The organism is Paraflavitalea soli, assembly GCF_003555545.1.
Taxonomy (GTDB): Bacteria; Bacteroidota; Bacteroidia; order Chitinophagales; family Chitinophagaceae; genus Paraflavitalea; species Paraflavitalea soli.
This window is the reverse complement of the sequence record NZ_CP032157.1, coordinates 7072695-7086794: the sequence shown is the minus strand read 5'-3', so window position 1 is coordinate 7086794 and position 14100 is coordinate 7072695. Positions and strand designations below refer to the sequence as shown.

The following is a 14100-nucleotide window of genomic DNA, read 5'->3' as shown; positions in this document are numbered from 1 at the left end:
AATTGCTCCTGGTAGAAACGACATTTTCTCTGGCATGGTATAAACAAAAATGCTGCCATTTGACCAGAAATCACCCCAACGAGTACATTTCCCTGCATTTTTCGTAAGAACACGTAGGAAAGAATATAGAATACAGGAGACAGAATACAGAATATAGGAACCAACAGTCAATATATTGCATCAATAGCCAATTCCTGGACTAAAACAACCGCCCTATGCATTAAAACAAAATGCTATGTCCGGATCATATTGTCCAAACATAGCATTCAATACGCTTATTATCCGACTCCTGTATTCCTTCTGTATTCTGTATTCTAAATGCTGTATTCTTCCCCTAATTAATATTCTCAATAATTCCGGCTATTCCCTGGCCACCACCTACGCAGGCTGTCACAATACCATATTTCTTATTGAGCCTTTTCATATCATTGGTGATCTGGATGGTAAGTTTGGTACCAGTACAGCCCAGCGGGTGACCCAGTGCAATGGCGCCCCCATTGATATTTACAATATCAGGATTGATCTCCAGTTTACGTATCACGGCCAGTGCCTGTGAAGCAAAAGCTTCATTCAGTTCTACCAGGTCTATCTGTCCCAGGTTCATATTGGCCTGCCGCAGTACCTTGGGTACTGCTTCCACCGGGCCAATACCCATAATACGTGGATGTACACCGGCCGAAGCACAGTTCACCAAACGTGCAATGGGTTTCAATCCCAGCTCATTCACCATTCTTTCACCCATCACGATCACAAAAGCTGCACCGTCTGATGTTTGGGAAGAATTACCTGCTGTTACCGAGCCATTCAGCGCAAACACCGGCTTCAACTTAGCCAATGCTTCCACACTCGTATCCTGGCGCGGCCCTTCATCCGTATCTACCACATAACTCTTGGTTTTCTTCTTTCCTTTTTCATCCACATATACCTGCTCAACCGTGATTGGCAAAATGCCGCTCTTGAAATAACCCTGTTGTATGGCGTTGATCGCTTTCTTGTGAGAGTTGTAGGAAAAAGCATCCTGATCCTCGCGGTTCACATTGTATTCTTTTGCCACTGCTTCTGCCGTAAGTCCCATACTGAGGTAATAATCCGGCTCATCTTTGGCAATCGAATAAGCAGGTACCGTTTTCCATCCTGCGGTAGGTACCAGGCTCATGCTCTCCGTACCACCTGCCACTATACATTCTGCCTGTCCGCTCCTGATCTTGGCAGTAGCGATCGCAATTGTCTCCAGTCCCGAAGCGCAATAGCGGTTCACCGTCATACCCGGAATATCAAATCCCAATGCCCGGGCCGCAATGATACGGCCTACCTGCAATCCCTGCTCCGCTTCCGGTACCGCATTGCCCACAATCAGATCATCCACTCTTTTAGCGTCCAGCTGCGGCACCGATGCCATCAGCCCCTTGATCACATCGACAGCCAGGTCATCAGGCCGGTAAAACCTGAACACACCCCGCTTTGATTTACCTACAGCAGTACGAAATCCTGCTACGATGTAAGCCTCTTGCATATAAAGAAGTTTATTGTTTCTAAATAAGTTAGTTGTTTATGCAACTTTGTATACCAAAGGTAACAAGAAGGAAGAAGTTTTCAAAACGCCCGCCAGCAGCATAATGCTGTATTCATAATCAGCGCCTTATACTGATTACATGGTCATCAAGCTGCCAGGGTAATTTTAACCGGCTTTACCCTTCCCGGAAGCACAGCGGTAAAATATTGCCACTTTGCGACGGCAAACGTTTGATAAAGAAATATCTTCGCAGCCGTCTATGTATACGTTCATCCGACAACTATTGTTCCTGTTCCCCACGGAAGGAGTACACCATTTTTCCATGAATGCTTTAAAACTGGCCTGTAAGGTTGGTTTCTTAAAGCGCATCATCAGTAAGAAAAACACCCCTGCCAGCAAAAGCCTGGAGCATGAGCTGTTTGGTCTGCATTTTAAAAACCCGGTAGGGTTGGCCGCAGGGTTCGACAAAAATGCCCTTTACCTCAATGAACTCGAAGCCCTGGGTTTTGGCTATGTAGAGATTGGTACCGTTACCCCCCAGCCACAGGCAGGTAACGATCAACCCCGCCTCTTCCGCTTACCAAAGGACAAAGCCCTGGTCAACCGCATGGGCTTCAATAATGAAGGTGTGAAAGTGGTGGCCAGGCGTTTAAAGGACTGGAGAGTGAAGAAAGAAGCAGACCGCTCGTCACTCGCTACTCGCCCCTTACCCCTCATCATCGGTGGCAACATCGGCAAAAACAAAGTCACGCCCAATGAAGATGCCTGGAAGGATTATGAAATATGCTTCCGCGAACTGTTCAATTGGGTAGATTATTTCGTGGTCAATGTAAGTTCGCCCAACACCCCCGGTTTGCGGGAATTACAGGAAAAAGATGCCCTGAGAAAGATCTTATCCCATCTTCAGACCATCAACCAAACCCTGGCCGGCACCAAACAGGAGCCCAAACCTTTATTGCTGAAAATTGCGCCCGACCTCACACAGGAACAGATTGACGATGTCATTGACCTGGCCCTTGAAATTAAACTGGACGGCCTGGTAGCCACCAATACAACCATCAACCGCGCCGGCCTTCAGTCTCCCACAGCTGAGCTGGAAGCCATTGGCGCCGGAGGATTAAGCGGCAAACCCCTCACGCAACGATCTACCGAGATCGTTCAATACATTACCCAAAAGACCCATGGAGCAATACCTGTCATTGCTTCCGGCGGCATCTTTACCGGCGCCGATGCAAAGGAAAAATTACAGGCAGGGGCAGCACTGGTACAGGTATGGACAGGCTTTATTTATGAAGGCCCTGCTATTGTACAGAATATATGTCAGGAATTAGTGTAACAATTAGCTGCTTATTCAACTTATATATACAAATGGAACATCTTTTTACGACGGATAGTATCATCAGTTTTGTGATACTGGTTATCCTGGAAATTGTGTTGGGTATCGACAACGTGATCTTTGTAAGTATTATCATGAACCGCCTGCATACCGAAAAAGAGGTAAAGAAGGCCCGGCGCTTCTGGATGATCAGTGGTATTATCGTACGTAGTTTATTACTGATGGGCCTTGGCTGGCTGTTATCCCAAAAAGGTAAGTATGTGATCCCCGAAAGCTGGTTTGGTAAAGGCTTCGACCTCGCCAGTCTCGTAATGTTAGCCGGTGGCCTCTTCCTGATCTATAAAACAGTGATGGAAATACACCATAAACTGGAAGGCGAAGATCCCAATGCATCTACAAAAAATAAGAAACCATTGAGCCTCGGACAGGCCCTGGGCCAGATCATGCTCATTGATGCTGTATTCTCATTCGACAGCATTATTACCGCCGGTGGTACAGCCAAGCATGTGGAGATCATGATCGCTGCCGTAGTGATTGCTATGATCGTAATGTTCCTGTTCAGCCCCAAAATATCCAGCTTTATACAAGAGCACCCCACCATCAAAATGCTGGCCCTTTCATTCCTCGTGATGATCGGGTTAAGCCTCCTGATAGAAGGCTGGGATTCGGAAAAAGCCCATGAACTTCACCTGAAGAACTATATCTACTTCGGTATGGCCTTCTCTTTTGGTGTGGAACTCCTCAATATGACCATGCGCAAACGCCAGCAAAAAAAGCATGTGGTACAGCTGAATGCACCCAAGCTGGATGAACCAACCGTCAACAAAGACGATATGGCGCACTAAACGATCTTCAATAAGGTAGCCGCTACTACCCCCGCTGTTTCTGTACGCAGGCGATTGATGCCCAACGTTACCGGTACAAACTGGTGCTGCAGGGCCAGGGCAATCTCATCAGGAGTAAAATCTCCTTCGGGGCCTATGAGGATGATCTGTGAAGGCTGCGTTCCTTGTACCGCCTGGCGTAAATCAAGGCGGTCATCTTCCAGACAATGCGCTATAAACTTTTGAGCTGTACCCATTATTTCTTCCTGCCGGAACAACTGTTCATAGCCTACCGGCTGGTGCAGCACCGGCAACCAGCTTTGCTGACTTTGCAGCATGGCGCTCGTGAGAATACTTACCATTCTATCGTACCGGAAATGCTCCCGCTCCGTACGCTCACACAACAAGGGAATAATCGTTTGTATGCCTATCTCCGTTGCTTTTTCCAGGAACCATTCAAAGCGGCTGGCATTCTTCAGCAGCGAGATAGCTATAGTAATAGAGCGCTCAGGCGCCGGTGTATGCTGCAATTGCGTGATACGAACCCCGCATTTCTTTTTGTGATCGTTGATGATCTCCGCCGTCAGCAGATTGCCCTTGCCATCTGTTAGCTGTACCTGCTCACCAACCTGTTTGCGCAATACCTGTATAATATGTTTGGAAGCTTCTTCCGGCAACGTAAGGATATCATTGACCGAGGCGGCAGATTCAATATAGAAGATCGGTAAGCTCATACTGCAAGTTAAGCCAAAGAAAAAATATTATAAGCGCGTATACTTTAATCCGGTAATCGTCTATTGACTAAAGATTGGAAAGCAACTTTTTTATCTTCCTCTTCACGCTTCTACTAGCCTGAAGGCATTTAATTAAGGATTCATACTCATCTTGTTTTAAAGTATCCTTAATTTCATAATCCACCCCTTCGATGGGATAGACACTTTCTAGGGTTGTCACATCGAAATCGTCTACTTCGTTTCCGTAAATAAAGGTCGGTCGTGGATCAGGGAAAAAGAAACCAGCATCACCAATTATTTTGCCTGGGTCGAAGACATATGCATTATAACATCTATCATCAATATTTATACACCCATGAGATTTATTTACAAATGATGGGACATGGTTTGTCCTGGTTGTCAGAGAAGCTACTATCGTTTTATTACTTTCATTTGCCAGAACGACTAAATATTTAGGTTTTGGAGTGTTGCCGTTTTTGAAATAAAAAGGTGTAATATAGATTATTTGTCTAGGTGAGAACACGTCAGTTTTTTAATTGCCGCACAAACTCTCTATTGTCCTTAGCCTCTTCGTATCTTTCCTTGAAGTAATTTGATTCAGCATTTTCAAAAAGTAAATTGAAATCAATTTCAAAATCTGTGCTATTTATTAATTCATTCTCCAATGATTCAAGAATACCATATTTAATGGCAGATTTCCTCCAAAGTGAATTTTGATCGTGTGTGTGATTCACCAAATATTTTGCATTCTTTTGTTTTGCAAATGATACAATTCTATCCAATATCTCAATATCATTATCGCTAAATTCATCATCACAAAAGGGTTTCTTTGCAACAAAGTTTGATGTAGTTTGCGAATCCCTCAGAATATAATCCTTTAACAAATTGGGAGTCTCTTCGCACAAATCTATATAAATGTCCTTCACAACAGGGCCATGCTTCCAGAGCTGAAAATCTATATTAAAAAAAGGATACCCATACTTTTTGATGGAAGCCTCTTCCAATATAAATAGGAGCTTTAAAATCTTAGTTTTATTTAGATCAGTGAGGCCATGAGACAAGTAAATGATTGTATTACCTATCTTATCAATTTGATCTTTAGTGAAGATTTTATTTTTGTGAGTATTCATTTATATGAGATCAAGACAAAATTACTAATTTTTTTAGCCAAAAAGAATATTTTGTATACTAATTTGTTTCAAAAATATCTTTTTTAAAGTACACTTTGCCTTTTTTAGTGACGCATCGACACATTTTCAGTGACGTATCGACTCTTTTGCTATGACGCCTCGACTCATTTTCTATGACGAACTGTTCTTTTTAGGGTTAATATTTTTTACATAGGCGAATTCGAATTATTTGTTTTTCAATGCTTTATAGGCATTTTATTAAATAAATAAAAAAGCCCTCCCCGTTGCATGTTTGGGAGGGCTTAGGATAGAAACCTCAGAAGTTTATAATATTATTTTTATAGTCTGCTTACCTGACACGAAATAGCCTTCCTTCGTTGCCTCGTTCCCTTTTTGCCTCGCTGCCTGGTTGCTTTTTTTCCTCGTTGCCTAAAAAGGAGCGTCATCATCATCGCCAAAAGGCATATCGTTCATCTTGCTGCCGGCCTGTATGAACAGCTTGGCGCCACCGCCATCAGCTCCTCCTTCAGTAGGCACCGGCTTCCAACTACCGCCGCCGGGGGCGCCGCCAATACCGCCAAAGTCATCCTGCTCCATCTCTTCAAATTTCTGGATATGCAGCAAGGCGCGCAGCTTGATCGTTTCCAGCGAACCGTTACGGTGTTTGGCTATCCGGATATGCGTTTCCCCTTTATTGCTTTCCCCCATTTCATTGGAGGTGATATCATAGTACTCAGGGCGGTAAATGAACATTACCATGTCCGCATCCTGCTCGATCGCTCCCGATTCCCGAAGGTCACTCAACTGCGGCATCTTGTTACCCTCTTTACGCGTTTCCACCGCCCGGCTTAACTGCGACAGCGCAATAATGGGCACCATCAACTCCTTCGCCAGCGTTTTCAGGTTACGCGAGATCGTACTGATCTCCTGCTCACGGTTTTGGTTCTTACCACCGCCACCACTCATCAGCTGCAGGTAGTCAATGATGATCAGGCCGATATTGTGCTTGTTCTTCAAACGGCGCGCTTTCGCACGCAGCTCAAATACGTTGAGAGCCGCTGTATCATCGATGAAGATGGGCGCTTGTGCCAGCTTTTGAATACCCTTGGCATACAATTGCTTCATCTCATGTTCTTCCATTTTACCACGCGAGATCTTTTCCAGCCAGATCTCACTTTCGGCCGAGAGGATACGTTGTACCAGCTGCGCCGAGCTCATTTCAAGGCTGAAGAAAGCCACCGGCGTGGGCTTCCGCGGATCCAAAGCTGCATTCCGAACCAGATTGAGGGCGAAGGCTGTTTTACCTACCGCAGGACGGGCCGCCAGGATCACCAGGTCAGAAGGTTGCCAGCCATACGTTACCTTGTCCAGCGATACAAATCCACTCGGGACCCCCGTAATATCTTCCGTACGGGCCCGCATGTCTTCAATACGCTGCACCGTTTTCACCAACACACTGTCGATACTGTCAAAATTCTTACGCAGGTGATTATTCGTGATCTCAAACAATTTGCTTTCTGCTTCATCCAGCAGGTCAAACACATCCGTGCTGTCCTCATAAGATTCACTGATGATCTCGCCGCTGATGCGGATCAGCTCACGCTGGATAAACTTTTGCAGGATGATCCGGGAGTGTGCGTCAATATTGGCCGATGAAACCACCGCATTCGTAAGCCTCGTTACATAGTAAGGACCACCTACCATTTCCAGCTCATCCTTGCTTCTCAGCTCTTCCACCACCGTCAGGATATCGATAGGCTGGTTCTTTTGCTGCAGGCTAAGCATAGCCCGGTAAATGCGCTGGTTCGCATCCACATAAAAACATTCCGGTTTAAGTATCTCTATCACCGTATCGAAGGCGCTCTTTTCCAGCATGATAGCACCCAGTACAGCTTCTTCCAGGTCCTTGGCCTGCGGAGGTACTTTTCCATACACCATCGTACTCATATCGATGGATGGCTTCCGGCGCTGCTTGCGATCTTTATTGAAATTCGTTAACTCCATGGGTTCAATTGGTCAGTAAGTAAATGAAACGTTGGCAATACAATCCACTGAACGCTGGTTTCTGCTTTAGGGGGACGGAATTTCCTGGTCACTCAATGCCGTCCGAAAACGGCACTAATGACTTGCGGGTTAGTATTCCAGTCTTGTGTTACGAAATTGTTAATCCAGGGTTACCTGAATGTTACCGCTCTAGTCAGGACGGCGAATATATAACCCCCCAACGTCCCGGAAAAAAAAAACTGGAACCTATATTTAATCACCCGCAATTCACGAACCGATTCACACCTTTTATGGGGTTATCCACATAGATGTGCAGGATATTCCCAATTTACAAAAGTTTACCACCCTTTCCCAAAGGAAATCCACACACCCTGTGCGAAGATATTATACCCCAAAAATTTGGTAAACAGGTTCGCCCGGTGAGATACAGCAGGGCTAAGGGTTTACCCTTTCCGGCTAGCAGAAAACACTTATAGAGCGTGGGTTTTAACGCTTCCATGATGCTGAAACCGGTATTAAATCATTAACTTTAGGCATAAAAAATGAACAAAGCTTTACTGGTATTGTTTTATGACCGATATTAGTAGTAGCATCAATTTTAAGTCTCATGCGGGTATATCAACTAAGGCACTATGAGGTATTGCTGAACGATCAGCAGGGAGAAGAACTGGAGCTACTCATACAGTACGAAAAGTTGTGCAGCCGCTTATTGACCACCAAAGCCCTCGCTTTCTCCAACACCGTCGAAATTGCCAGGATCCGCCACTACCGCATGGAACGCCGTGCCACCCGCATTCACCGCATCTTGTCAGAAACCATCCCCCCATTTAGCTTTTTGATCAACAAAAACTAGCTTTCCCCTACCTTGTAGAGACTTTATCGAGACCCTGTCCCGCTCCAGTCAGGTACGAGATCCGTAGGCTATAGTACCCTGATAGTCCCATACCCCTCCACCCCCCCCTTTCCTCCTTCTTAGCCCCTCCCTTCGGTATCCGCATCTACCCAGTTTGTGGTATTGATTATAACAAATATTCTTACCAGCTTTGCCCGTCCTGCCCAACCAATAGCATTAATCCGGACACACCAGTAGTTTCACATACTACCCCATGATCACACTTACCTTGTAATGCAAGATTGCTAACCTTTCAAATAACCTACATGGCAGACAACGACATCGCAGATCCACAGATCACGAAAGGAGGAAAGATCGCCGCCGGCATCCTGCTGATCCTCTTCACCGTATTCTCCATCATCATCATTATCGCTTTCTGGCCCGACAGATTACCGGAACCCGGTAAAAAATGCGCCCTCTACAGATACCACTGGTTTGCAATGACCCTCGATACCAATGCCTGTAATCTCCAGCATGCGTCCGCCATCCCGGCAGCCGATACCCTCCTCACAAAGACAGTCACGATAACAAAAACAGATACCGCCACCGATACCAGTGTTCAGCAGCCATCCCTGGCCAAAACCGATTCATCCCTGGTGGCCACACCGGCAAAAGCTGCCGCCTCCCCGGTCACCCATGCTTATATTAACCTCAACATAATCCTGCTCCTGCTGGTCGCCACAGGAGGCTTCCTGGGCAATATGATCCATGTCGCCACCTCCTTTACCACCTTTGTAGGCGCTGGTAAATTCCAGCAAAGCTGGATACTGTGGTATTTTGTACGCCCTTTCACCGCCTCGGCCCTCGCCCTCGCTTTATATTTCGCTTTTGGCGCTACCAACGATCCCGCCAATGCCGACATCGATCGCATCCTTACCCTGGCCATCCTTTCCGGCCTCTTCACCGATATTGCTACCCAAAAACTCAAAGAAGTATTCGATGTACTCTTTAGTCCCAAGGACAACCGGCCCAATAAACTCAACGACCCCACCATCAGCATCACCAGCACCTCACCCGATGAACTCGCCAAAGAAGGTGACAACCATATCGTCATCAAAGGCAGCAAGCTCACCAGCCAAAAACTGATCATCAAAATAGATGATCAACCCATCGTTGATACCCAGATCACCGACCAGGAGATCACCTTTACCTATACCATTCCGGAGGAAGCCAAAGACAAGACCGAACTGATGCTCCTCATCACCGATGCGGAAGGCAATACCATTTTACACAAGAAGATGTTGGCAGTAACAGAGAACGCAGCCCCACCCCCTGCCGAAGGCACAGAAGACGCAGAAGAAAAAGCAGTTGGTTAACCTTTAAATGCACTAGTTATGCCCGGTACATTCAACGAAAAATTCATCGTCATACCCCGTTACCTGCCTGTACCCTCACGCCGGAGAGCAGGCACACCCATTCAAAAAGTACGCTTCCTCGTAGCACACGATACCGGCAACCCCGGTTCCACCGCTGCCAACAACATACAGTTCTACATCAATACCGCCAAAACCGTGGAACCTGCCAAAACAGCCTCCGCCCATTTGTTTGTAGATGATAAGGAAATACTCGAGTGCGTGCCCGCATTAACAGCATCCGCAGAAAAAGCCTTCCATGTACTAAAGAAGGTTACCAAAGACAACGAACTCTATGGCATTAATGCCAACGACGGGGCCATTGGTGTGGAGTATTGTTACGGCGGGGCCATCAATGCCGACAAAGCCTATGAGAAATTTGTATGGACCCTGGCCAAACTCTGTTTTGTATACAACCTCAACCCCGCCAAAGACATCGTAGGTCACTTTTTCCTGGACCCTGCCCGCAAAACCGATCCCGTTACAGGATTGGCTCGCAGCCGCCGTACCTACGAACAATTGTTGCGTGATGTAGCCGCAGAGTTCGAGACCTGCACCGGCAATGCACCAGCCGGACCTACTACCACGGCACAAACAGGCAGTGTTACCGTTACCGTAAAGCTCAACCTGCGCAAGGCTCCCAATACCCGGGCCGCCATCGTACAGGTAGTGCCGGCCGGTACCGTACTACAGTTTACCGCCACCATCCCCGATGGTGAACCCGTCAATAACAACCCACTCTGGTACCAGGATACCCATGGTAATTATTTCTGGAGCGGAGGGGTCAAATAAACCCGAACCTGGAGAACATACGCTATTAATCACTCTAATCTACAATTATGACAGCACTACCAACAGTAAAGAAGATCGCCGGATTTCTGCTTGTAAGCATCTTCCTGTTTACTGCCTGCAAGGTGACCCTGCTATCTGCCTATGATGAGGTAACAGACAAGACCCTGAGCGAAATGCAGCAAAGCACCACCACATTTTTCGTGAAGCATGAGACCAATCCCGGCTCCCAGGACCTCTCTTACACCAACTCCCTTCCCTTCTATGAAGGACTGCGCGTAAAATCACGCACGGTACGCATCCGCAACAATGCCATTGAAAAAAACAAGATCATGATCAATATGCTCGATCTCCTCGACGAGAATATTACACTCATGGACTCCCTGCACAAACAGAAACCCAATGGCCTGCTCTCCAAATCCGATGTCACTCTCCTGAAGAGTGCTTTCGAAACCCAGTACACAGCTATGTTTAAATTCATCATGGCACTCAAAGCAAGAGCCAAAGCACAATAATCAACCATTCACTATTTAAAATAATTTATATGGCACTCAACGTTTCTGCACTCGCCAAAGACATGCTCAATGCAGCCAAACCTGTTTTACAGAACTTCTGGAAAGAAGCAAAACCCTATGTAGAAAAGGAAAGCAAAGCCTTTGTACAAAACCTGGCCATGATCGCCAAACTGAAGATCGAAGGCAAGATCACCAAAGAAGAAGCCCTCTTACACATTCAAATACAAAAAAACTCCTACCGCACCGTGCTCCTGGCAGTAGAAGGACTGGGCCTCATTGCCGTGGAAGGCGCCTTGAATGCAGCCATCGGTGTTATCAGCACCGCTGTCAATAAAGCAATAGGCTGGAATTTGTTGTAACTGACTGAGATACTTCCCCGTCTGGCCCTCTCATCCTTGCCGTCATATCCTTATCTTTGCACCTCGCCTGAATACCACTGGTAAGCCCCAAAAAGGCTGCGCAGATTGGACCAGCAGGAGCAAAGCAAGTAAATCAACATCAAAAGATCAAACTAAGTAATGACGATCTCGTATAACTGGTTACATGAATATTTACCGGTAACCATTGAACCGGAGCGACTGAGCAAAATATTAACAGCGGTAGGCCTGGAAGTAGAAAACCTGGAAAGATATGAAAGCCTTAAAGGTGGCTTGCAGGGACTTGTTATTGGAGAAGTGCTCACCCGTGAAAAGCACCCCAATGCTGATAAACTCTCCCTCACTACCGTTAATATTGGCAGCGGCGATCCCTTACAGATTGTATGTGGCGCTCCCAATGTAGCAGCCGGACAAAAAGTGATCGTAGCCCCCGTAGGCGCCACCATCTATCCCAAGAATGGCGATCCCCTCACCATGAAAGTGGCCAAGATCAGGGGAGTCGAAAGCTATGGGATGATCTGTGCTGAAGATGAAATTGGCCTCAGCGATCACCACGAAGGTATCCTGGTACTGCCCGCCGAAGTAAAAGTAGGTACCGCTGCGGCCGCTTATTTCAAACCCTATACCGACTGGGTATTTGAAATTGGCCTTACCCCTAACCGCATGGATGCCATGAGCCACCTGGGTGTGGCCAGGGATGTGACCGCCTACCTCGTTCACCACGATAAAAAGGATTACCGGGTAAAGTCACCTTTCAGCAACAGCTTTAAAACCGACAATACCACCCTTCCTGTAGCCGTAGAAATTGAAAATACCAATGCCTGCCAGCGTTACAGCGGCGTAAGCATCACCAACGTACAGGTAAAGGAAAGCCCCCAGTGGCTGCAGGACAGGCTCCGGTCTATCGGCCAGCGCCCCATTAATAATATTGTAGATATTACCAACTTCATACTCCACGAAACCGGCCAGCCCCTGCATGCGTTCAATGCAGAAGCTATCAAAGGCCGCAAAGTACTGGTGAAGAACCTGCCCGAAGGGACACCCTTCGTATCCCTCGATGAAAAGACCCGAAAGCTCAATGCCGAAGACCTGATCATCTGCAATGGCGACAGCGAGCCCATGTGTATTGCCGGCGTATTTGGCGGCCTCCATAGCGGAGTAAAGGCAGATACCAAAAACATCTTCCTGGAAAGCGCCTGGTTCAACCCCATTGATATCCGTAAAACATCTTTCCGCCACGGCCTGCGTACCGATGCAGCCACCCGCTTCGAAAAGAATGTAGACATCAGCAATACCGTCAACGTATTGAAGAGGGCCACCATGATGATCAAAGAGCTGGCCGGTGGCGAAATAGCCTCCGACATAGTGGACGTGTACCCCGACCCACGCGAAAAGGCCTCCGTCGTACTCAAATACCACTACCTCCGCAAACTGAGCGGTAAAAGCTACCACCCCGATACCGTAAAAAAGATCCTGACCACCCTCGGATTTGAGATCATCAAAGAAGGCATGGACAATATCTGGGTCAATGCTCCTTACAGCAAGCCCGATATCAGCCTGCCCGCCGATGTAGTGGAAGAGATCATGCGCATAGATGGCCTCGACAATGTAGAGATCCCGACCTCCATCATGATCTCCCCTTCTATTGAAACAGACAGCTACAAGCATACCTACAAGGAAAAATCAGCCAACTACCTCGTAGGATTGGGCTTCAATGAAATATTTACCAACTCCATCACCAATGCTGCCTATTTCGATGAAGCAGAATTGGATACAGCCGTCCGGCTGCTGAATAACCTCAGCGCCGACCACAATATCATGCGCCCTTCCATGCTCGAAACAGGCCTGGAAGCCATTGCCCACAACCTCAACAGAAAGAACCACAACCTGCAATTCTTTGAGTTTGGTAAAACATACCATAAACTGGCGCCCGGCAACTACAATGAGCAGGAACATGTTTGCCTGTACATTACCGGCCAGGTAAAAGAAGATTCCTGGAAAACAAAGGGATACACTGTTGATCTTTACTATCTTAAAGGAATCGTGGCAAGAATATTGCAGCTTTCCGGCATTACTAAATCAAGCTGGCAGGCCACCACAACTCAAAAGTTGGCAGACGGTCTGGAAGTAAGGATCAATAATGAAGTAATCGCCACTTTAGGCGCCGTAGCCCCCCATGAACTCAAGCGTTTTGACATCAAGCAGCCCGTATTCTTTGCCGATATTGACTGGGAATTATTGCTGAAGAAAGTAGCCAAAGGCGTACTGAAATTTACCGACTTACCCAAACAATTACCTGTTCACCGCGACCTTGCCATGATCGTACCTAAAACCTTACCCTTTGCAGAGGTAGAGTCTACGGTAAGAAAAACACAGATCGCAAAACTGCAGGAAGTACAGCTGTTCGATATTTTTGAAAGCGGGAAAATTGGTGCCGACAAGAAATCACTGGCCGTCAGCTTTACTTTCCTCGATGAAGAAAAGACCCTCACCGATAAGGAAATTGATGGTATGATGAATAAGATCATGACAGCACTGGAAAAAGACCTCCAGGCTGAAATAAGGAAGTAACCGGTAAAGGAGCTTCTTTGCCGCAGCAAGAGAATCCTAAACCCGGAATCCTACATTCGAAAT

Annotated in this window: 13 protein-coding genes; 8 read left to right on the top strand and 5 right to left on the bottom strand. The window is 46.8% G+C overall.

The window, feature by feature from the left end; all coding sequences use genetic code 11:
• Positions 1-334: 334 nt before the first annotated feature.
• Positions 335-1513: an acetyl-CoA C-acyltransferase gene (locus tag D3H65_RS27320; protein ID WP_119053342.1), complete on the bottom strand. Its 1179-nt coding sequence runs from the start codon at positions 1511-1513 to the stop codon at positions 335-337.
• Between the two features lie 259 nt (positions 1514-1772).
• On the opposite strand from D3H65_RS27320, the gene D3H65_RS27315 reads away from it, so the two are divergent.
• Positions 1773-2849 (top strand): quinone-dependent dihydroorotate dehydrogenase, encoded by a 1077-nt coding sequence (locus D3H65_RS27315; protein WP_119053341.1) that lies wholly within the window; start codon positions 1773-1775, stop codon positions 2847-2849.
• Positions 2850-2881: 32 nt separating this feature from the next.
• Entirely contained in the window at positions 2882-3694 is an 813-nt protein-coding gene (locus tag D3H65_RS27310) for a TerC family protein (protein WP_119053340.1), read from the top strand.
• Here the strand turns inward: D3H65_RS27310 and D3H65_RS27305 are convergent.
• The 4 genes from D3H65_RS27305 to dnaB form a co-directional block, all read right to left on the bottom strand.
• The gene (locus tag D3H65_RS27305) at positions 3691-4407 is read right to left on the bottom strand and encodes an RsmE family RNA methyltransferase (protein WP_119053339.1); all 717 of its coding nucleotides are present in this window, start codon (positions 4405-4407) and stop codon (positions 3691-3693) included. The genes D3H65_RS27310 and D3H65_RS27305 overlap by 4 nt on opposite strands.
• Positions 4408-4474: 67 nt before the next feature.
• The gene (locus D3H65_RS27300) at positions 4475-4930 is read right to left on the bottom strand and encodes a hypothetical protein (protein WP_119053338.1); all 456 of its coding nucleotides are present in this window, start codon (positions 4928-4930) and stop codon (positions 4475-4477) included.
• A gap of 1 nt (position 4931) precedes the next feature.
• Positions 4932-5537, bottom strand: a complete 606-nt coding sequence (locus tag D3H65_RS27295) for a Panacea domain-containing protein (protein WP_119053337.1) — start codon at positions 5535-5537, stop codon at positions 4932-4934.
• Between the two features lie 429 nt (positions 5538-5966).
• On the bottom strand, positions 5967-7541 hold the full coding sequence (dnaB, locus tag D3H65_RS27290) for a replicative DNA helicase (protein WP_119053336.1): 1575 nt from the start codon (positions 7539-7541) through the stop codon (positions 5967-5969).
• A 607-nt stretch (positions 7542-8148) separates the two neighbouring features.
• Between dnaB and D3H65_RS27285 the strand changes: the two genes are divergently transcribed.
• From D3H65_RS27285 to pheT, 6 genes are all read left to right on the top strand, one after another.
• Complete coding sequence (locus D3H65_RS27285) at positions 8149-8394, top strand: hypothetical protein (protein WP_119053335.1); 246 nt, start codon at positions 8149-8151, stop codon at positions 8392-8394.
• Between the two features lie 305 nt (positions 8395-8699).
• Positions 8700-9749 (top strand): IPT/TIG domain-containing protein, encoded by a 1050-nt coding sequence (locus D3H65_RS27280; RefSeq protein WP_119053334.1) that lies wholly within the window; start codon positions 8700-8702, stop codon positions 9747-9749.
• An 18-nt stretch (positions 9750-9767) separates the two neighbouring features.
• Entirely contained in the window at positions 9768-10577 is an 810-nt protein-coding gene (locus tag D3H65_RS27275; protein WP_119053333.1) for an N-acetylmuramoyl-L-alanine amidase, read from the top strand.
• A 47-nt stretch (positions 10578-10624) separates the two neighbouring features.
• Complete coding sequence (locus tag D3H65_RS27270; RefSeq protein WP_119053332.1) at positions 10625-11089, top strand: hypothetical protein; 465 nt, start codon at positions 10625-10627, stop codon at positions 11087-11089.
• Positions 11090-11118: 29 nt separating this feature from the next.
• Positions 11119-11448 (top strand): hypothetical protein, encoded by a 330-nt coding sequence (locus tag D3H65_RS27265; protein ID WP_119053331.1) that lies wholly within the window; start codon positions 11119-11121, stop codon positions 11446-11448.
• A 159-nt stretch (positions 11449-11607) separates the two neighbouring features.
• Positions 11608-14037: a phenylalanine--tRNA ligase subunit beta gene (gene pheT / locus D3H65_RS27260; RefSeq protein WP_119053330.1), complete on the top strand. Its 2430-nt coding sequence runs from the start codon at positions 11608-11610 to the stop codon at positions 14035-14037.
• The last annotated feature ends 63 nt before the right edge of the window (positions 14038-14100 follow it).

Coding starts and splice junctions, on each gene's coding strand:
- D3H65_RS27320 (WP_119053342.1), bottom strand. CDS start 1,513: ATGCAAGAGGCTTACATCGTAGCAGGATTTCGTACTGCTGTAGGTAAA.
- D3H65_RS27315 (WP_119053341.1), top strand. CDS start 1,773: ATGTATACGTTCATCCGACAACTATTGTTCCTGTTCCCCACGGAAGGA.
- D3H65_RS27310 (WP_119053340.1), top strand. CDS start 2,882: ATGGAACATCTTTTTACGACGGATAGTATCATCAGTTTTGTGATACTG.
- D3H65_RS27305 (WP_119053339.1), bottom strand. CDS start 4,407: ATGAGCTTACCGATCTTCTATATTGAATCTGCCGCCTCGGTCAATGAT.
- D3H65_RS27295 (WP_119053337.1), bottom strand. CDS start 5,537: ATGAATACTCACAAAAATAAAATCTTCACTAAAGATCAAATTGATAAG.
- dnaB (WP_119053336.1), bottom strand. CDS start 7,541: ATGGAGTTAACGAATTTCAATAAAGATCGCAAGCAGCGCCGGAAGCCA.
- D3H65_RS27285 (WP_119053335.1), top strand. CDS start 8,149: ATGCGGGTATATCAACTAAGGCACTATGAGGTATTGCTGAACGATCAG.
- D3H65_RS27280 (WP_119053334.1), top strand. CDS start 8,700: ATGGCAGACAACGACATCGCAGATCCACAGATCACGAAAGGAGGAAAG.
- D3H65_RS27275 (WP_119053333.1), top strand. CDS start 9,768: ATGCCCGGTACATTCAACGAAAAATTCATCGTCATACCCCGTTACCTG.
- D3H65_RS27270 (WP_119053332.1), top strand. CDS start 10,625: ATGACAGCACTACCAACAGTAAAGAAGATCGCCGGATTTCTGCTTGTA.
- D3H65_RS27265 (WP_119053331.1), top strand. CDS start 11,119: ATGGCACTCAACGTTTCTGCACTCGCCAAAGACATGCTCAATGCAGCC.
- pheT (WP_119053330.1), top strand. CDS start 11,608: ATGACGATCTCGTATAACTGGTTACATGAATATTTACCGGTAACCATT.